This is a genomic window from Haloplanus vescus, assembly GCF_900107665.1.
Lineage (GTDB): Archaea > Halobacteriota > Halobacteria > Halobacteriales > Haloferacaceae > Haloplanus > Haloplanus vescus.
The window spans coordinates 751,395-770,233 of the sequence record NZ_FNQT01000001.1 but is presented as its reverse complement, the minus strand read 5'-3'; the positions used below and the strand labels follow the sequence as shown (position 1 = coordinate 770,233).

The 18,839-nt window shown below is 65.9% G+C and carries 22 protein-coding genes; 12 read left to right on the top strand and 10 right to left on the bottom strand.

Annotated elements, in window-relative coordinates:
- Positions 1-20 precede the first annotated feature (20 nt).
- Complete coding sequence (locus BLU18_RS04065; protein ID WP_092631853.1) at positions 21-776, bottom strand: GNAT family N-acetyltransferase; 756 nt, start codon at positions 774-776, stop codon at positions 21-23.
- 90 nt (positions 777-866) lie between these two features.
- On the opposite strand from BLU18_RS04065, the gene BLU18_RS04060 reads away from it, so the two are divergent.
- The 7 genes from BLU18_RS04060 to BLU18_RS04030 all read left to right on the top strand — a co-directional run bounded on the left by BLU18_RS04060 (position 867) and on the right by BLU18_RS04030 (position 7,303).
- Positions 867-1,538 (top strand): haloacid dehalogenase type II, encoded by a 672-nt coding sequence (locus tag BLU18_RS04060; protein ID WP_092631851.1) that lies wholly within the window; start codon positions 867-869, stop codon positions 1,536-1,538.
- Between the two features lie 80 nt (positions 1,539-1,618).
- Entirely contained in the window at positions 1,619-2,977 is a 1,359-nt protein-coding gene (locus BLU18_RS04055) for a substrate-binding protein (RefSeq protein ID WP_092631848.1), read from the top strand.
- A 134-nt stretch (positions 2,978-3,111) separates the two neighbouring features.
- On the top strand, positions 3,112-4,053 hold the full coding sequence (locus BLU18_RS04050; protein WP_092631845.1) for a branched-chain amino acid ABC transporter permease: 942 nt from the start codon (positions 3,112-3,114) through the stop codon (positions 4,051-4,053).
- On the top strand, positions 4,050-5,129 hold the full coding sequence (locus tag BLU18_RS04045; protein WP_092631842.1) for a branched-chain amino acid ABC transporter permease: 1,080 nt from the start codon (positions 4,050-4,052) through the stop codon (positions 5,127-5,129). Before BLU18_RS04050 ends, BLU18_RS04045 begins: the two co-directional genes overlap by 4 nt.
- Complete coding sequence (locus BLU18_RS04040) at positions 5,129-5,887, top strand: ABC transporter ATP-binding protein (protein WP_092631839.1); 759 nt, start codon at positions 5,129-5,131, stop codon at positions 5,885-5,887. The genes BLU18_RS04045 and BLU18_RS04040 overlap by 1 nt, the downstream gene beginning before the upstream one ends.
- Positions 5,884-6,627 (top strand): ABC transporter ATP-binding protein, encoded by a 744-nt coding sequence (locus BLU18_RS04035; protein ID WP_092631836.1) that lies wholly within the window; start codon positions 5,884-5,886, stop codon positions 6,625-6,627. The genes BLU18_RS04040 and BLU18_RS04035 overlap by 4 nt, the downstream gene beginning before the upstream one ends.
- A 1-nt stretch (position 6,628) precedes the next feature.
- The gene (locus BLU18_RS04030; protein WP_092631832.1) at positions 6,629-7,303 is read left to right on the top strand and encodes a thioredoxin family protein; all 675 of its coding nucleotides are present in this window, start codon (positions 6,629-6,631) and stop codon (positions 7,301-7,303) included.
- On the opposite strand, the gene BLU18_RS04025 is transcribed toward BLU18_RS04030, so the two are convergent.
- The 6 genes from BLU18_RS04025 to BLU18_RS04000 all read right to left on the bottom strand — a co-directional run bounded on the left by BLU18_RS04025 (position 7,300) and on the right by BLU18_RS04000 (position 11,092).
- Positions 7,300-7,695: a universal stress protein gene (locus tag BLU18_RS04025; protein ID WP_092631829.1), complete on the bottom strand. Its 396-nt coding sequence runs from the start codon at positions 7,693-7,695 to the stop codon at positions 7,300-7,302. The genes BLU18_RS04030 and BLU18_RS04025 overlap by 4 nt on opposite strands.
- A 23-nt stretch (positions 7,696-7,718) precedes the next feature.
- Positions 7,719-7,979 (bottom strand): DUF7520 family protein, encoded by a 261-nt coding sequence (locus tag BLU18_RS04020; protein ID WP_092631826.1) that lies wholly within the window; start codon positions 7,977-7,979, stop codon positions 7,719-7,721.
- A gap of 204 nt (positions 7,980-8,183) precedes the next feature.
- Complete coding sequence (locus BLU18_RS04015) at positions 8,184-9,890, bottom strand: cbb3-type cytochrome c oxidase subunit I (protein ID WP_092633618.1); 1,707 nt, start codon at positions 9,888-9,890, stop codon at positions 8,184-8,186.
- A 145-nt stretch (positions 9,891-10,035) separates the two neighbouring features.
- On the bottom strand, positions 10,036-10,329 hold the full coding sequence (locus BLU18_RS04010) for a DUF6684 family protein (RefSeq protein ID WP_092631823.1): 294 nt from the start codon (positions 10,327-10,329) through the stop codon (positions 10,036-10,038).
- Between the two features lie 84 nt (positions 10,330-10,413).
- Entirely contained in the window at positions 10,414-10,776 is a 363-nt protein-coding gene (locus tag BLU18_RS04005; protein ID WP_092631820.1) for a DUF7541 family protein, read from the bottom strand.
- Between the two features lie 112 nt (positions 10,777-10,888).
- Positions 10,889-11,092, bottom strand: coding sequence for a VNG_1110C family protein (locus BLU18_RS04000; RefSeq protein WP_092631817.1), 204 nt, complete (start codon positions 11,090-11,092; stop codon positions 10,889-10,891).
- Positions 11,093-11,205: 113 nt separating this feature from the next.
- On the opposite strand from BLU18_RS04000, the gene BLU18_RS03995 reads away from it, so the two are divergent.
- Positions 11,206-12,318: an OBG GTPase family GTP-binding protein gene (locus BLU18_RS03995; RefSeq protein WP_092631814.1), complete on the top strand. Its 1,113-nt coding sequence runs from the start codon at positions 11,206-11,208 to the stop codon at positions 12,316-12,318.
- A 58-nt stretch (positions 12,319-12,376) separates the two neighbouring features.
- A complete protein-coding gene (locus BLU18_RS03990) occupies positions 12,377-13,162 on the top strand; it encodes a VOC family protein (RefSeq protein WP_092631811.1) in 786 nt (261 codons plus the stop codon).
- Here the strand turns inward: BLU18_RS03990 and BLU18_RS03985 are convergent, their stop codons facing one another.
- A complete protein-coding gene (locus tag BLU18_RS03985) occupies positions 13,163-14,173 on the bottom strand; it encodes an NADP-dependent oxidoreductase (RefSeq protein ID WP_092631808.1) in 1,011 nt (336 codons plus the stop codon).
- 89 nt (positions 14,174-14,262) lie between these two features.
- Here BLU18_RS03985 and BLU18_RS03980 point away from each other — a divergent pair, with 89 nt between their 5' ends.
- Together BLU18_RS03980 and BLU18_RS03975 are read left to right on the top strand one after the other, a co-directional pair.
- Positions 14,263-14,787 (top strand): helix-turn-helix domain-containing protein, encoded by a 525-nt coding sequence (locus BLU18_RS03980; protein WP_092631805.1) that lies wholly within the window; start codon positions 14,263-14,265, stop codon positions 14,785-14,787.
- A gap of 35 nt (positions 14,788-14,822) precedes the next feature.
- Positions 14,823-16,007, top strand: coding sequence for an alanyl-tRNA editing protein (locus BLU18_RS03975; protein WP_092631802.1), 1,185 nt, complete (start codon positions 14,823-14,825; stop codon positions 16,005-16,007).
- Here the strand turns inward: BLU18_RS03975 and BLU18_RS03970 are convergent.
- Both BLU18_RS03970 and cysE read right to left on the bottom strand, forming a co-directional pair.
- Positions 16,004-17,215: a carboxypeptidase regulatory-like domain-containing protein gene (locus BLU18_RS03970; RefSeq protein WP_092631799.1), complete on the bottom strand. Its 1,212-nt coding sequence runs from the start codon at positions 17,213-17,215 to the stop codon at positions 16,004-16,006. The two genes, BLU18_RS03975 and BLU18_RS03970, sit on opposite strands and share 4 nt — an antisense overlap.
- A gap of 48 nt (positions 17,216-17,263) precedes the next feature.
- Entirely contained in the window at positions 17,264-17,911 is a 648-nt protein-coding gene (gene cysE / locus BLU18_RS03965) for a serine O-acetyltransferase (protein ID WP_092631796.1), read from the bottom strand.
- Between the two features lie 141 nt (positions 17,912-18,052).
- Here cysE and BLU18_RS03960 point away from each other — a divergent pair, with 141 nt between their 5' ends.
- On the top strand, positions 18,053-18,733 hold the full coding sequence (locus tag BLU18_RS03960; RefSeq protein WP_342702045.1) for an HAD family hydrolase: 681 nt from the start codon (positions 18,053-18,055) through the stop codon (positions 18,731-18,733).
- Positions 18,734-18,839 lie beyond the last annotated feature (106 nt).

The window sequence follows — 18,839 nt, the reverse complement described above, 5'->3', positions numbered from 1 at the left end:
TTTGTGTTATAACTGGGTAATCAGAGGTAACTGGCGTCCCACCGCGTCGGTTTCCGGCGGTTCTCGCAGTCGTTGCAGACGACACGACCCATGGTGTCCATCGAGATGCCGAAGCTATCGCAGTTGGCACAGAAGTAGCCGTAGCGTTCGGAGCGGTCGCGGTCGAGATAGACGGAGTAGAACGGGCCGTCGGAGCCACGGACGCTCTCGTCGAGGGCGACGTACACCTGCCGGCCGTCGGGGAGTGTCGCGGCTTCGGTCAGGACCTGCCGGCCGCCCGTCTCCGGGAACTTCGAGTAGAGTTTCTCGACGAAGGGTTCGCCGCCGATTTCGACGGTTCGCTCGCCGATGCCCTCGAACTGTTCGCGTTCGAAAAAGCCCGTTCCGGCCTCGTTGGCGGCGAGGACGCGCCCCTCGATGCGGGAGACGCCGTGGTCGAGCAAGCGGCGTTCGAGCGCCGCCAGCAGTTCGTCGCCGATGCCACTTCCCCGGCTGTCGGGTTGGACGTGGAGCCAGTCGATTTCACCCACCGTCTCGCGACGGTCGACAACGTAGCTCTGAGCGAAGCCGACAATTGCCCCCTCGTCGTCGGCGACGAGGAACTCCGTATTGGGGTCGTCGAGGTCGTCGGTGAGTGTCGCCTCGTCGTACCAGCGCTCGACCGCCTGTGCGATGATATCATCTTTCAGCGCGTGTCCGTACGACGCGGCGAGGGAGTCGTGCGCGACTGCCCGAATCCCGTCGATGTCCGCCGCCGTGGCCTCGCGGATGTCCATGGTACTGTGTGCACAGGACGAGCCTTAAATTGTCGCGATGGGCGTGCGTCGAGGGAACGAATCAAGGGCCTCCCACTCGTCGCCCAGACCATGGCCGGCCTCTGTTTCGACATGTACGGAACGCTGTGTGACACGAGTAGCGTGCGGACGCGCCTCGGCGAGACGCTCGCTGTCCCCGACCGACTGGTCGCCGCCATCGACGAGACGTGGCGACGAAAGCAGCTCCAGTACTCGTATCAGAGCGCCCAGATGGACGATTACGAGCCGTTCTGGGACATCACGGCTCACGCCCTCGATTACGCGCTCGCGGCGTACGATGTCGACCCCAGCGCGGACGACCGAGAGCGGATTCTGACGGGGTACGACAACCTCGACCCGTTCCCCGGCGCCGCCGAGGCACTGGACCGACTGTCCGCCGCGGGCCACGAGGTGGTCGTGCTCTCGAACGGCAATCCCGCGATGCTGAAGCGACTCGCGGATGACGCCGGTCTCTCGCCGCATCTCGACGGCATCCTGAGCGCCCACGCCGTGCGGACGTTCAAGCCCGACCCCGCGGTGTACGAACACGCCGCCGACTCGCTCGGCCTCCCTATCGGCGACTGTCGACTCATCTCCTCGAACGCGTGGGATATCGCCGGCGCGGGCAACGCCGGAATGGCGACGACGTGGGTGAACCGGACCCGCGACCCGCCCGAACACATCGGCGCACGTCCAGACCGAGAGGTTCGGACGCTCCCCGAGGTCGCCGACGACCTCGCCTGACCGTTTTTCCACTCCAATTCCTGACGAAAATTATTGCAAGAACAGAAACTATTATTACCTTTCTCTCTCCCCCATTGTGCATGGGTAGCAATGATGGTCGTTTGGACCGACGTGACGTTATCAAAGCCGCCGGTGCCGCGGGGACTGCCGGCCTCGTAGGGCTCGCCGGTTGTTCTGGCGGTGGCGGCGGTGGGGGTGGCGATTCGGAGTACCCCGAACTCGGTAACTATCCCATCGAGGGTGACACGGCGACGCTCGGGTTCAACGTCCCGCAGTCCGGGCCGTACGCCTCGGAAGGTGAAGACGAGCTTCGAGCCTACGAACTCGCCGTTCAGCACCTCAACAACGGTGGCGGGTGGGTCGACTCGCAGTTCGACGACCTTTCCGGTGACGGCGTGCTCGACTACGAAATCGACTCCGTGAACGGCGACACGGCGACCGACGCCGACACCGCGCGCCAGTCCGCCTCCCGGATGATTCAGCGCGACGACGTGATTATGGTGACCGGCGGGTCCTCCTCCGCCGTCGCCATCTCGGTGCAGGAGCTGTGTCAGCGCGAGAAGGTCATGTTCATGGCCTGTCTGACCCACTCCAACGACACCACAGGGAAGAACTGCGTGCGCTACGGCTTCCGCGAAGTGTTCAACGCGTACATGACGGGGCAGGCACTCGCGCCCGTCGTCCGCGACGAGTACGGCGAGGACCTGGAGTTCTACCAGCTCTACGCCGACTACAGCTGGGGGCAGACCCAGCAGGCATCGATGAACAAGTTCCTGACCGAGACGGCCGGCTGGGAGCAGGTCGACTCTGTCGCCACACCACTCGGCACCAGCGACTACTCCTCGTACCTCTCGCAGGCGTCCAACTCCGGCGCGGACGTGCTCGTCCTCAACCACTACGGTCTGGACGGCGCGACGTCCGTTCAGCAGGCTGTCGACGCCGGTCTCGACGAGGACATGGAGATCATCGTGCCGCTGTACAACCGGCCGATGGCACAGGCCGCCGGCTCCGCCATCGAGGGCATCTTCGGCACCGTCGCGTGGGACTCGCAAATCGACAACACGCCGTCCAACGAGTTCACGCAGGCGTTCCAGGACGAGTACGACCGCATCCCCTCGGGCGTGGCCCAACTCGCCTACGCCCAGACGCTCCAGTACGCGGCCGCCGTCGAGCGTGCGGGGACGTTCTACCCGCCCGAGGTTATCCGGCAACTCGAGGACTACGAGTACAACAACATCGGCATGGGTGAAGAGATGATGCGCGGGTGTGACCACCAGGCACAGCGCGACGTTCCGGTCGTCCGCGGGCTCCCCGAATCCGAGCGGTCCGAGGGCCAGTTCTACGAAATCGTCAACATCACGAGCCGCGACAATCTCGGCTACGCCTGTGACGAAGGACCGGCCGCGGAGTGCGAACTCGGCGAGTACGGGGACGAGTAACACACCCTCCTCTCCGGGCCGTCGTATAGCGCAAAACTATAGTCAATTATGAGCAACCTACACGTAGACATGACACCAACTGTTATTCGGCAACGCCCCCCAGGGTATCGGGATTGCCACGGTGGGGTGAGACGATGAGTTTCCACATCGAGGCGATTACCGTTCTTCTCAACGGACTTCAGCAGGGCGCTATCTACATCCTGCTCGCGGTGGGGCTGTCGATTATCCTCGGCACCCTAAAATTCGTCAACTTCGCACACGGCGCGCTGTATCTGATCGGCACCTACGCCGGTCTGTTAATCGCGCTCGAAGTCAACCTGACCAGCGGCCTCCTCCAAGAGTGGGGCTACGGACAGCTCGGCCTCGGGTTGGGCTACATCCCGGCGCTGATAATCGTCCCGTTCGTCGTGTTCGTCGTCGGCCTCGCGATGGAGCGCTGGGTCGTCGAACCGTTCAAGGACCGCCCCGACACCGACCAGATTCTGGTCACCTTCGGGCTGGCTATCGTCGTCCAAGAGGTGTTCCGAACCTTCTTCGGGTCGAGTAGCCTGCCCTTCTCCCAGCCCTCGTGGGCGGAAGGTGCGCCGCAGGTTCCCTTCCTCGCACAGATTCCCATCTCGTCGTGGCGGTACTACGTCATCGTCATCACGGCGGTGCTGGTCGCCATCGTCTATCTCCTCGTTGAGTACACGGACTTCGGCCTCATCGTCCGGGCCGGGACGCGAGACCCCGAGATGGTCGAACTGCTCGGTATCCGGCTGAGCCGGCCCTACATCATCGTCTTCGGTATCGGCGCGGCGCTCGCGGGCGTCGCCGGCGTCGTCGGCGGCCCGCTCAATCCCGTCAATCCGACCATCGGGAACGACATCCTCGTGCCCGCGTTCCTGACCGTCGTCATCGGCGGCGTCGGGTCAATCGCGGGCGCGACGCTCGGCGGCGTACTCTTCGGACTCACGTACGCTATCCTCGTGGCGACGTTCTCGTCGTGGGCACAGGTCGGCCTCTACGCCATCGCGGCCGTCGTCTTGCTGGTGCGGCCACAGGGCCTGCTCGGTGAAGAGGGGGTGGCCCCATGAGCGACGAGGCAGCCACGTCGGACGGGGCGCTCGCTCGGCTCGCCGGTATCTGGAAACCCCGTGGGAACGAGGCGCGCGTGATGGCCGGGACGGCCATCCTCCTCGCTCTCTTCCCGTTCGTGTTCTCCCGGATGCCCGTCGTGAGCGGCTTCCTGCAGGGGTATCAGAGCCTCGCGACACTCATCCTCGTCTGGGGTATCTTCGCGCTCGGCTTCGACCTCTTGCTCGGCTATACCGGCCTGCTGTCGTTCGGTCACGCCGCCTTCTGGGGCGGGGCCGCCTACGCGGCGGGCGTGTTCAGCCAGTACGTCTCTGGCTCGCCGATTCTGATGGTGCTCGCCGGCACGACCTTTGCCGTCTTGCTGGCGTGGTTCCTCGGCTTCCTGTCGCTTCGACGCGGCGGCATCTACTTCGCCATCCTTACGCTCGCGTTCGCACAGATGCTGTTCTACATGTCGTCGTCGCCACTGGCGTTCATCACCGGCGGTGAGAACGGCTTTACGGGCGTCGAAACCGCCGAACTGTTCGGCATCTTCGCGCTCGAAAGCGAACTGCCGCTGTTCCCACTGGAGATGCTGCTGGGGACGTGGCTCTACGTGTTCGTCGCTGCCATCGCACTCCTCTGTATCGCGCTGGGTTACCGCATCCTCAACTCGCCGTACGGCATGGTCTTCCGCGCCATCCGCGAGAACGAACAGCGCGCGGAGTTCGTCGGCCTGAACGTCTGGCGCTACCGTCTGATGTCGTTCATCATCTCGGGCTTTTTCGCGGGTGTCGCGGGGAGCCTCTTCGTCATCCACGGCACCTACGTCCCGCTCTCGTCGCTGTACTGGACCGCCAGCGGTGAAGTCGTCATCATGACCGTCCTCGGCGGCACGGGGTCGCTGTTCGGCCCCCTCATCGGTGCCGGCATCTACCTCTACGTCGAGAACATCGTCAGTGGCTTCGACACTATCGGGCCGTTCTGGCATCTCATCCTCGGTGTCGTCTTCGTCGTCACCATCTGGGTCTTCCCCCGTGGTATCTGGGGCTTCGTCCGCGACGTTCGTGACCGAGTCACGGGAGGTGATGACTGATGGCGCTGCTCGAAACCGAGAACCTCGTCAAGGAGTTCGGTGGCCTCGTCGCCACCGACGACGTGAATCTCTCCATCGAAGAGGGTGAACGCGTCTCGATTATCGGCCCGAACGGCGCCGGGAAGTCGACGCTCATCAACCTCATCACCCGTCGCCTCGACCCCACGTCGGGCGACATCCGATTCAAGGGTGAGTCCATCGTCAACCGCGACCCACACGAAGTCGTCCAGATGGGGGTCAGCAAGTCCTTCCAGACGGCCTCCATCTTCTCGGACCTCACCGTCCGCGAGAACGCCGAAATCGCGGCGCTGGCATCCGAACACGGGTCGTTCGGCTTCAAATTCCTCCAGCATCGGGACAGCCTCGACGAGGTCCACGAGGTGGCGGCCGACACGCTCGACGCCGTCGGCCTACTGGGCCAAGCGGACCGCACGGCCTCCGAGCTCCCCTACGGCGACAAGCGACGCCTGGAAATCGGTATCGCGCTCGCCGCCGAACCCGACCTCCTCCTGATGGACGAACCGACGGCGGGGATGTCGCCGGAGGAGACGGAGGCGACCGTCGACCTCGTCGAAGAGGTCAAACGCGAACTCGGCTTGACCTTCGTCCTCATCGAACACGACATGGAAATCGTCTTCAGCATCTCCGACCGCATCGTCGTCCTCAACCGCGGGCAGATCATCGCCGAGGGGACGCCCGACGAAATCAGGGGCAATCCTGCCGTTCAGGAGGCGTATCTCGGAGGTGTCGAGCTGTGAGCCTGCTTGATGTCGACTCCGTCGACGCCTACTACGGCGAGAGCCACATCCTGCGTGACCTCTCCCTGACCGTCGAGGAGGGCGAAATCTGCGCGCTCCTCGGCCGCAACGGTGCGGGCAAGACGACGACGCTTCGCTCGATTGCCGGCGCGAAACCGCCCGAGGTTCGGTCCGGCTCTGTCACGTTCATGGGAAGCGATATCACCGGGATGCCCGCAGACGACGTGGCCATGCAGGGCATCTCGCTCGTTCCCGAGGAGCGACGGGTCTTCCCCAACCTCACCGTCGCCGAGAACCTCCGCATCGCGGAAGTGTCGCGCAACGCCTCGAACACGTGGCGCCGGTCACGCACCGGGACGGGGCAGTCCATGACCACCGAAGAGGTGTACGAGGACTTCCCACGCCTCCGCGAGCGCAAGTCACAGCACGCCGGCACGCTCTCGGGCGGCGAACAGCAGATGCTCGCCATCGCCCGCGCGCTCAAACAGAGCACCGACCTCCTCTTGCTCGACGAACCCTACGAGGGCCTCGCCCCGAAAATCGTCGAGGACGTGGAGGCGGCCATCGAGCGCATCAGCGAACAGGGCGTCACCATCCTGCTCGTCGAACAGAACGCCGCGGCGGCGATCAAAATCGCCGACCGGGCGTACGTCGTCGACCAGGGCCAAATCGTCTTCGACGGCTCCGCCGACGAGCTCCGCGACGACGAGGAGACCCGCGAGCGGTACTTGGGTGTCTGAGATGGCAGGCCCATCTACCGCGGCGCTGGAGGACGCCCTCGACGACCTCATCGACGCCGGTCTCGTCGCCGAACGCGACGACGGGTCGCTCGTGACGACCGACACCTTCGAATCCGCTCGGCGGGTGTATCGCGACTCCTACGCCGATATCGACGATGCCACCTTCCGGACGACGGTGGCCGAAGCGTTCGGCGTCGACGAGTCGACGGCGGCCGAGCGCATCGACGCCGGTTCGGTCACGCGCGCGGACCTCATTGCGTATCTCTCGCTCGATTCGACGCTGGACGGCGTCGACGACGAGCGACTGGCGACGATGGCGACGCTCGTCGCCGAACTCTCGCCGGGGTCGCCCGTCCCGCAGTCGCTCACGGAGGTCGACGACGACTCGTGGCGTAACTTCCTCGACGAGCATCCGGACGCCGTCGTGACGGTGTGGCGCCACGACTGTGCGCCCTGTGCGGGGTTGAAAGAAGACCTCGACGACATACTGTCGACGCTCCCGGACGGCGTGGCCGTCGCGGGCATCGACGGCGAGTCGGCGCCCACCTTCCGACGGGCGACCGACGTCGACAGCGCGCCGGCCGTCTGCTGTTTCCGTGACGGCAACCTCGAAACGGTGGTGACGGGGCGGCGTTCGCCCGCCACTTACCGCGAGGAGTTCGACGCGCTGTACTAGTCCAGTTCGCCCGCGACCATCACCGGGCGATCCGCGTTCAGAATCACCGTCTGCGTGACGCTACCGAACAGCGCCTTCCCCGTCGGTGAGCGCTTCCGTCCGCCGACGACGATAAGGTCTGCGTCCGCGTCGCGGGCGGCGTCGAGCAACTGTTCGGCGGGGTCGCCACTCGATTCGTTCACCTCGACTTCGAGGCCCTGTTCTTCGAGATACTCCGTCGCGTCGCGCACGGAGGCGAGTTGGGACGCCGAGGCACCGCTCGGGTTGTCGGTGAAGCTGTGAATGACCGTCACGCGTTTCTCGGCGGCGTCGCCGGGCAGGTCCGCGACGGCACGCGCACACGTCATCGCTCGTTCCTCGTTGTCGTCGACACCGATCACGACGTGGTACATACTACCCTGTCAACCAGCCAGGGCTAAGTGTCTTTATCGTCCACGCGGCGGGAGACGAAGCCGACGAGCACGAGCGGTAGCCCGAGACCCACGCCGACGGTCACGATGCCGAACGTCGCGAACCCCACTGCCGTGGCCGGGAGGTCGATTACGAAGAACAGCTCCGGGCTGCTGCCGGCGAAGACGTACTCCCCGAGGATGAGGCCGAGGACGCCCGCGATGCCGACGATGACCGTGTAGAGTGCGAGGACGAACCGCCGACCGTTGCGACGCGTGGTGCTCACGTCGCGGCGTTAGGGGGCGCTCGGATTAGCGCTTTCCCTTCGGACCGATGGGCCTTTGCCCACGCCAGCCGTCGTTCCAGTATGAGCAACAAGGACATCCTCGGAATCATCCTGGGGAGCGTCGCGCTGTTGATGTTCGTCACCGGCATCTTGCTCGCGACGTAGCGGTCGAACGGCGAACGCGGAAAAGAGACGCGACGGGAGTTAGTCGTCAGACGGCTCGGCAGTCTCGTCGCCGCCGTCGGCGAGCGCCTGTTCCTGCTGGTGTTCGAACCACTGCCACTCGTTGGTGTACATGCCGGTCTCGCGGAGGTTCCACGGGTCGCCACCCTGAACCTTCGGGCCTTCGAGCCACGAGACGACGAAGTTGTACGTCCAGATGAGGCCGCCGATGAACATCAGGACGGCGCCGAGTGTCGCCACCTGATGGAAGGTGGCGAACTTGGGCAGGTACGTCGCGTACCGGCGCGGCATCCCGCCGTAGCCGAGGACGATCATGGCGATGAACGTGATGTTGGTGCCGATCATCCAGAGCCAGAAGTGGGCCTTGCCCAGGCTACGCTGGTACATTCGGCCGGTGTACAGGGGGAACCAGTAGTAGAGGCCGGCGAAGCCAGCGAAGGCGATGGCGCCCATGACGACGTAGTGGAAGTGACCGACGACGTAGTAGGTGTCGTGAAGCACCAGGTCGACGGGGATGGACGCGAGGAAGACGCCCGTCACACCGCCGAGGATGAAGTTCGAGACGAAGCCGATACAGAAGAGCATCGGCGTCGTCAGCGTGAGTTTTCCGTTCCACATCGTCGTGATCCAGTTGAACGTCTTCACCGCCGAGGGGATGGCGATTGCGAGCGACACCGCCATGAACGACGCGCGTAGGCGCGGGTCCATGCCCGTCGCGAACATGTGGTGTGCCCAGACGCCGTACGAGAGCACGCCGATGGCGAGTGTGGAGTACACGACGAATTTGAAGCCGAACAACTGCCGTCCAGAGAACCGCGGGAGGACGTAGCTGACGATGCCCATCGGCGGCAACACGAGGATGTACACTTCGGGATGGCCGAAGAACCAGAACAGGTGTTGCCAGAGCATCGTGCCGCCCGCTTCGATGGCGAAGAACGTCGTTCCGAGGTTACGGTCGAGCAGGAGCATGATCAGCGCGCTCCCCAGCAGCGGGAACGCAAAGAGGATCAGCCCCGACTGGGTCAGGATGGTCCACGAGAAGATGTCGAGGTTGGCCCACGTAACCTCCTCCGCGCGCTCGGTGAGGATGGTCGCGATGAAGTTGATCGACCCCATCGTCGCCGAAACGCCGGTGAGGTGGAGGCCGAGGATCATGAGGTCGACGCCTGCGTTGCCCTGACTGCCACCGCCGACACCCGCCGAAAGCGGGGTGTAGAGCGTCCAGGCCGTCTGCGCGGGCACGATGTCACCGAGCGGGAAGAAGCCCGCCCAGATCAGCAGTGCGCCCGGCGGCAGCAGCCAGAACGCGATAGCGTTGATCCGGGGGAAGGCCATGTCGTCGGCCCCGATGAGCAGGGGGATGAGGTAGTTCGAGAACGCCGCGATGATGGGCGTCCCGAACAGGAAGAGCATGGTGATCCCGTGACTCGTTAACAGGGAGTTGTAAAACGAGTTCGAGAGCAGCGTCATGCCCGGGTCGATCAGTTCGATGCGCATTACCATGACCATCAGGCCGCCGACGACGAAGGCGAGGACGCCATAGGCGCCGTACAGCATCCCGATGTCTTTGTGGTCGACCGTCGTCAGCCACCGACTGAGTCCGGCCGGCTTCTCTTTGGAAACGTACCCTGACTCGCCGGCCGCGCCACCGCTTCCCAAGGGTGTGTACGACCGCCAGTCTTCGATCCGCGCGAGCCACGCGGCGATGATCACGAGGAAGAGCCCCATGACCACCGTCAATGCTAGCTGTCCGGTGATCTGCATGGACGTTGCTCAGGAACCCAGGGTTAAGAAATATTCGGGTATGATTCGCTCCGTTTGAAGACGATACGCGACGCTCTCGGGGTCGGACTGTCCCGTGCTCTGACGGGACTTACTCTTCGTGTTCTTCGATCGGTTCCGCGTCGTCGACGGTCGCCCCACCAGGCATGTACACCGGGTCAGACTTCTCTGCCGTCGAGATGGCCTTCCCCGACAGATACGTCAGGATGGACAGTAGCACGAACGGCGCGGTCAGCAGCACGTACTGGAGGTTGCGCGCCATCGAGTCGATCCCGAACGGGTCGTACACCGCGTATCCGACGATGAAAAAGAGGAGGATGAACAGCGGAACGAAGTTCACCGTCAGATCGAGGAGGGTGTCCCGATCGAACACTTTCGTCGCCATGTCCAAGCCATAACACACCCCAGACAAATAGGTTTCTATCGTCCCGGGTCGTTGTAACTGATTCGAGGACTACAGTCGACAGTCTCAGACTGGCTCGCGTTTCGGGACGAACAGTTCGCCGCCGATGCCCGCGGCGGCGAGCACCGCGCCCGTGGTGATGATGGCGTAGCCACGCGCCACCAGACTCACCTCAGTGAACGCGAGGACGCTACCGATGGCGAAGAGGAAGACGGCGAAGACGAGGAGCGGCCGCCACACCGTCTCGACGTAGTCGGCTTCGCGGAGCATCCCGGTCACGCTCCCACAGAAGAGTAGCAGGCCGCCGACGGCGACGACGAACACGCCGAACAGGATGCCGAGTTCTGCGATGGGAATTCCGAGTGCCACGAACAGGGGCCAGGGACTCGCCATCCGATACTGGTCGCTCAGTCCGGCTTGGTCGCTCATACCTGCCGTAGTTACCGGACCGTAGAAAACGCTTCGACCGCCGGGTACGGATTACTGTAACTGTTTTCCGGTGGTTCGCCGAGACGGGTCGGTACTGACTCACAGTACCGTCTCAGGCCACGTTGACACCGTGGCGGGCCAGAAACTGGCCGACAGCCTTGATTTCGACCGGGCTCCCGATGATTCGACAGGTCGAGTCACCGTCGGCGAACACGCTCACGGCGTAGTCGGATTCGAGGTCGTCCCGGAGCCCTGTCAGCGACTCACACGGGACGACGATCTGGGTGCTGTCTCGCAACCGCTCGGGAGCGGGCATCGGTTGCCCCAACTGTCTTCGCACCGCGATATAACCGTGTCGAAAGTCTATCACTTGGTCGCCGTCGGTCGGAAGGAACAGATTTTTCGACGCCGACGGCGGAGAGTCGGGTAATGGGTTTGGAGGAGGAGATAGAGGACCTCCGCGAGGAGATTTCCAACACGCCGTACAACAAGTCGACCGAACAGCACATCGGCCGGCTGAAGGCGAAACTCGCGGAGAAAAAGGAGAAACTCGAGCGGCAAGCCTCCTCGGGCGGCGGGCAGGGGTACGCCGTCGAGAAGACGGGTGATGCTACCGTCGGTCTCGTCGGCTTCCCTAGCGTCGGTAAGTCGACGCTGCTCAACGCCTTCACCAACGCCGAGAGCGAAGTCGGTGAGTACGAATTCACCACCCTCGACGTCAATCCGGGGATGCTCAAATACAACGGTGCGAACATCCAGATACTCGACGTGCCCGGCCTGATCGAGGGCGCTGCCGGGGGGCGCGGCGGCGGACAAGAGGTGCTGTCGGTCGTCCGCACCACCGACCTCGTGGTGTTCGTCCTCTCGGTCTTCGAGATTCAACATTACGCCCGCCTCAGCGAGGAACTCTACCACAACAAGGTCCGTCTCGACACGTCGCCGCCGAACCTCTCCATCTCCAAAACGGGGAAGGGCGGACTCCGTGTGACGACCGGCGACGGCGTCAGCCTCGACGAGGAGACGATCAAGAGCGTCCTGCGCGAACACGGCTACGCCAACGCCGACGTGACGATTCGCGGTGACTGCAGTATCGACGAACTCATCGACGGCATCCAGGACAATCGGGAGTACCTTCCTTCCATCGTCGCCGTCAACAAGGCCGACCTGATAGACCAAGACTACCTCCCCACGGTCGAGTCGGAGCTCCGCGAATACGGCCTCGACCCCGACGAGGTAATCTTCATCAGCGCCGAGGAGGAGAAGGGCCTTGACGCGCTCAAAGAGGAAATCTGGAACGCGCTCGGTCTCATCCGCGTCTATATGGACAAACCGAGTCGCGGCGTCGACTACGACGAACCGCTGGTGTTGCGCGAGGGCGAACACACCGTCGACGACGCCCTCAACAAGCTCGGCGGCACCCTCGACGAGCGCTTCCGCTTCGCGCGCGTCACCGGTCCGAGCGCCCAACACGACGAACAGCAGGTTGGCCGTGACCACGAACTCCAAGACGAGGACGTGATGCGCGTCGTCGCCCGCCGATAACGCCCCGCAACCTTCGCCGAGCGGTACGCTTTTCGGCGCGCCACCCCACGATTTTCCCATGTCCGGGACGCTCGATCACGTCATGATGCGAGTCGCCGACCTCGACGACTCGCTCGACTGGTATCGGTCGCATCTCGACTACGAGGAGAAAGACCGCTGGGCGGCCGAGGACTTCACCATCGTCTACCTCGGCCCCGAGGACATGCACGAGGAGGGCGCGATGCTCGAACTCACGTACAACCACGGAGAGTCCGACTACGAGACCGGCGACGCGTGGGGCCACATCGCCGTCCGCGTGGAGGACGTCTACGAGGCCTACGAGGAACTGATGGACGCCGGCGTCGACGACTACCGCGACCCCGACTCCTGTGGCGGCAGCTACGCCTTCGTGAAAGACCCCGACGGGCACGAAGTCGAACTCGTCGAACGCGACCATGGCGCCCGCTGGAGTCTCGACCACACGATGATTCGCGTCGAGGACGCCGACGCCGCCCTCGGCTACTGGGTTCGGAAGTTCGAACACGTCCCCACCGGCCGCTGGGAGTCGGACACCTTCGCGAACTACTTCACGAAACCCCGCGACGCCGCCCCCGAGGCGATGGCGGTCGAACTCACCTACAACTACGACGGCCGGACCTACGACATGGGCGACGCGTGGGGCCACCTCTGTGTCCGAGTCGACGACCTACACGACGATTGGGACCAGCTCCTGACTCGGGAGGCGCCCGACTACCGCGACCCCGCCTCCTGTGACGACATGTACGCGTTCACCAAGGACCAGGACGGCCACGAAATCGAACTCCTCGAACGCGACAGTCCCGAACCGCCGCTGTTCCCCGAGTAATTACTCGGAGACGCGAACGACCTGCTTGCCGATGTTCTCCCCGGAGAAGAGACCGAGGAACGCGTCGGGGGCGTGTTCCAGTCCCTCGACCACCGTCTCTCGGTGCTGTAGGTCTCCCGACGCCACCCACGATTCGAGCTGCGCCTTCGCGGCGCCGAAGCGCGTCGCGTAGTCGCTGACGAGGAGGCCCTGTACCTTCGCTCGCGGCGCGATGAGTTGCGGGAGCTTCCGTGGCCCCGTCGGCACCGACTCGTCGTTGTAGTGGGCAATCTGTCCGCAGACCGCGACCCGCGCGTCGACGTTCAGCTTCGGGAACACCGCGTCCGTAATCGGGCCGCCGACGTTGTCGAAGTAGACGTCGATGCCCTCGGGCGCGGCGTCGTCGAGGGCGGCCCCGTAGTCGTCGGTCGTCTTGTAGTTGATTGCCGCGTCGAAGCCCAGGTCGTCGGTGAGCCACGCGGTCTTCTCGTCGCTGCCGGCGAAGCCGACGACGCGACAGCCGTTCAGTCCGGCTATCTGCCCGACTGTCGAGCCGACCGCACCCGCCGCGCCCGAGACGACAACGGTGTCGCCCGGTCGGGGGTCGCCCACGTTGAGCAAGCCGAAGTAGGCCGTCCGCCCCGGCATGCCGAGGATGCCGAGATACGCCGGGAGGTCGGCCACGTCGGGGTCAACGGGCGCCGCGTCGTCGGCGTCGAGGACGGTGTAGTCGCTCCACGTCCCGCGACCGGTGACGAGGTCACCCGCCTCGTACTCGTCGCTCTCGCTGGCGACGACTTCGCCGACGACGCCGCCCTGCAACGGGTCGCCGACGGCCCACGGTTCGGCGTAGGACTCGCTGTCTCGCATCCGGCCCCGCATGTAGGGGTCGACGGAGAGATAGCGGACGCGCACGAGCAGTTGGCCGAACTGCGGGTCGGGCACGTCGCCCTCCCGGAGGTCGAAGGTGTCCATCGTCGGTTCGCCGTCGGGACGCGCCGCGAAGTGCCACGTTCGGTTCGAATCGCGCATGCGTCTCCTTCGGCGTCGCGACGGAGATGCCTTCCGCTCGCGGCGGCCCGTACCGGGAGTTAAAATAGCACGACCGGATACACGAAGGTATGACCAAATACTCGACGGGGTCGGGTGGTGGCGGCGGCGACGGCGACGCCTGCGAACTCTGCGGGCGCGAAACCTCGAATCTTCAAGAGGCCAACGTCGCGGGCGCGGACCTCCTCGTCTGCTCGGAGTGTGCGCCCCACGGCGACTCCAGCGGCCGGGACCGAGGCGGCAGCGACGACGACACCTCGCGGACCGACGCGGACGAACCGAATCGCAAGAAGCGCGCCGCCCAGAACACGGCCCGCGTCATGGACGCCGCCAGCGCGAACACGAAACACTGGGAAGAGGAGGGGACCGACTACGAGGAGGACCGCCTCCCATACCTCGTCTCGGACTACGGTGACCGCGTCGAGGCCGCGCGACAGGACGCCGGTCTAACCGTCGAGGAACTCGCCGCGGAACTCGACGCCGACGAGGACGACGTCCTCGCCCTCGAACAGGGCCGAGCCACCCGCGCGGGCGTGGGTGGGTCGCTCGTGCGCGCCGCCGCGGAGCGATTGGGCATCGACCTCGTCGACGAGTAGGGATGCTTTTACTGACCGGTGCGTGAGTGGCGGGCATGCAGACGCTCGCCCCCGACAATCCCGAGGTCCGGGAGTTCGAGGCGACTGTCGAACGCGTCGATACCGATGCGCTCGTCCTCGACGAGACGTACTTCTACGCCGAGAGCGGCGGCCAACCCGCCGACCGCGGAACGCTCGCCGGCGTCCCCGTGACTGACGTGCAGGCCGAAGACGGCGCCGTCGTCCACTATCTCGACGAGGACGCCGGGGTCGAACCCGGCGAGACGGTCGTCGGCGTCGTCGACGACGACTTCCGAACGTACTGCACCCGCGCCCACACCGCGAGCCACCTCCTCTACGGCGCCGGGCGACGCCTGTTCGACGAGTTGGGTTACGGTGGCTTCGGCATCGACGCCGAGAAGGTCCGCGTCGACTTCGCCACCTCGACGCCCATCGACGACGAGGCGCTGGTCGAACTCGAACGCCTGACGAACCGCGCCGTCTGGGACGCCCGCTCCGTCTCGTGGGATCGGGTGCCCGTCGAGGACGCACGCGCCCGCGATGACGTGGCCTTCAACACCAAGACCGAGGACGGCGTGATGGCCGACGCCGACACGGTCCGCCTCGTCGACATCGAGGACTGGGACGTGGCCGCCTGCGGTGGCACGCACGTCACGAACACCGCGGAAATCGGGCCGGTCGAGGTGCTGGAGCGCTCGAACCCCGGCGAGGGACTGACGCGCGTCGAGTTCGCCGTCGGACCGCCGGCCATCGACCACCGCGCGTCCGTCAACCGAGCAACCCGCGAGGCGGCACGGGCGCTGGACGCGAGCCCCGACGCGCTCGACGACGCCGTCGCCGACCTCCAAGCGGCGCGCGAGGACGCGGAGGCCGAGGCCCGTGCGTACAAGTCCGAGGTGCTCGCCGCTCGACTCGACGCCCTCCCCGCGACGGAGCGAGACGGGCGGCGCTGGCGCGTGGGAACCGTCGCGGAGTTCGGCCCGAACGAAGTCGGCGAGGCCGCACAGGACCGCGTCGGCGACGACGCCGACGTCATCGCTGCCGTCGGCGAGGGGCCGTCTCCGTACGTGGTGGTTGCGACGACTGGCGAGGTGGACGCCGGCGACGTGGTCGACGACTTGACCGACGCCTTCGGCGGCGGCGGGGGCGGCGGGCCGACGTTCGCGCAGGGCGGCGGTCTGGACGCCGACCCCGAAGCAGTCGTCGAGGAGCTCCGCTAGCGGCGCACGACTCGGACCGCGGCGACGCCGGCGAGAGTGGAGACGAGAGCGACGAGCGCCGAGAAGCCCGGCCCGGACTCCGTCGTGGTCGTTTCACCGGGTGCCGTCGTCGTCGCGGTGGGCGTCGCGTCCGGCGTGTCGGTGTCGGCGCTGATAGCCTCGACCGTCACCTCGTTGGACTGGACGCCGTCGTCGGCCACGGAGAGGGTGTGCGTGCCGGGGTCCGCGACGCGGACGGCCACCTCGCCCTCGCCGTCGGTGGTGCCGACGCGTTCGCCGTCGAGCGTGACGGTGGCGGCGGGAACCGGGTCGCCGTACGCGTTCGTCGCCGTGAGGACGACTCGCTCGCCCGCGACGATGCGCTCGTTGGCCGATTCGAGCGTTATCGTCCGGTTGCGCGAGAGGCCGACAGACACGTTACTCCTCTCCGCCCCGACGGACGCCTCCCGCGTGACGGTCCTGTAGCCGGATTTCGTCACGCGAAGCGTCGGTTGCGTGTTGACTGGCTGGTCGAGACTGACCGCGCCGCTCCGGTTGGTCTGTCCGGTCGCGTCGCCGAGTTCGACCGTCGCCCTGTTGACGGGACGTGGCGAATCGAAGTACGGGTCGGTGACGGTCACATTCACGCTCGTCGACCCGCGGGTGAGCGCCACTCGGTTCGTGATGTCGCCGTCGATTTCGAGGGGCTTCTGGCGCGTGTAGTAGCCGGGCTTGCTGACGGTTATCTGGTAGTTGCCCGCTTGGAGCGTGCCCGACTCGAACACGCCGTCCGAATCGGTCGTTCCCGTCGCCACGTCGAGCCCACCGCGCTCGACGAGTACCGACGCGTCGGCGACCGGGCCGTCGTCGTCTCTGACTTCGAGCTGGACCGAACTCTTCCGATACACGCGGACCTCGACGTCGCGTTCCGACGCGTCGGTGATGACGTAGCCGCCGTCGCGGACGTACCGCGAGTGGGTCACTTGGACCGTCGCGCGAGCGCCCTCGGGCACGTCGACGAACGCCTTGCCGTTCGCCGCCGTCGTGGCCGTCGTCGACCCGCCGTCCCACGTCACGTCGAGGCGCGCGTCGGAGACGGGGTTGCCCGCTTGGTCGTGAACCGTGACCGTGACGGTGACGCGGTCGGCCGACTGTGCGCCGACGCCGCCGGTCGCGACGACGAGCGACAGGACGAGGGCGATACACATCACTTCGGGGACCAGTCTCATGGACTGGTGTATGTCAGCGGATGGTAAAATGCTCGTGGCGGGTGTGGCTCAGTCGTCGGTCGGCGTGTCGTCGGGGTGGTCTCCACCGTCGCAGACGATGCGGTCGAGTTGCGCGCCCTCGGCCGCCTCTTGGGTGTCGTTCAGTTCCGGCACTCGGTCGACCGGCTTGGCGGGGTTGCCGACGACAGTCGTGCCCGCCTCGACGGGTTGGACGACGACGGCGGCACCGCCGACGGTCGCGCCGTCGCCGATTTCGATGGGTCCGAGGACGGTGGCGTTGGCGCCGAGCAAGACGTCGTCGCCGACGGTCGGGTGTCGCTTGCCTTCGACCGGGCGGCGGTTGCCGAGCGTGACGCCGTGGTAGAGGAGCACGTCGTCGCCGATTTCGGCGGTCGAGCCGACGACGACGCCGGTGCCGTGGTCGATGACGCAGCGTCGTCCGATATCGGCCGCGGGGTGGATTTCGACGCCAGTCACGAAGCGCGCGAACTGCGAGAGGAGGCGCGCAGTCGTGTGATTGTCGCGCTCCCAAAGGAGGTGTGCGACCCGGTAGGCCCAGAGCGCGTGCAGGCCGGGGTAACAGGTGAGGAGGACGAGGAGGCTCCCGGCGGCGGGGTCGCGTTCGCGGATGGCGTCGAGGTCCTCGCGGACGCGTTCGCGGGCCGCCCCGAGCAGGCGTCTACTGCGCTCGAACATGAGCCAGGGACCGCCCACGGTCGCCCGATACGGGGGCGACCGACGGACGCGTTGCCACGTGGGCCGAGAAGTGCGCGGACGACGCCGTCGGCGTGCCGAGACACGGACGACAGCACCTCGTGCGCGACGGCGGGCGCTCGAGTGCTATCCGGTCGCCTGAAGTGCCGACGGTCGTCAGCATATTCAAACGTACCTTACACGGAAACAAAAGCGTTCTGTCGGCGGTCGAGACGGCCGATTGTCCGAAGGCTCATTGCTCGGCGTCGCTACACGATACGTGTGAACACCAGCGACTACGGCGCCGTCGTCTACGACCTCGACGGGACGCTCGTCCGCCTCGCGGTCAACTGGAACGCCGCCGCGGCCGACGCCGTCGACGCCTTCGACGCGGCGGGCGTCGACGTCGCGGGCGCGGACCTCTGGTCGCTGTTCGAGCGCGCCCCCGAACACGGGTTGGCCGACGACCTGGAGGGGATTCTCGCCGACCACGAGCGTCGGGGTGCCGAGCGGTCCATCCGGCTCTCACACGCCGACCGCGTCGCCGACTGGGAGGTTCCGGTCGGCGTCTGCTCGCTCAACGCGTCCTCGGCCTGTCGGGTGGCACTCGACCGCCACGACCTGCTGGACCACGTCGACACCGTAGTGGGCCGCGATTCGGTCGCGACGCACAAACCCGACCCCGAACCCCTGCTGACGGCCATCGACCGCCTCGGTGCCGACCCGTCTACGGCGCTGTTCGTCGGCGACACGGAGCGCGACGAACGCACGGCGGCGCGGGCGGGCGTCGCCTTCGAGTGGGTCGACGAGGCGCCGGCGCCGTAGCCGACGCCGACCCACGTGCTTTTTATTACCCCGGCGTGTAGTCCCGCATACCAGAGACCCGCGGGCAAATGTGGCAGCGGCCACATGGCGGGGACCAGCGACCGAC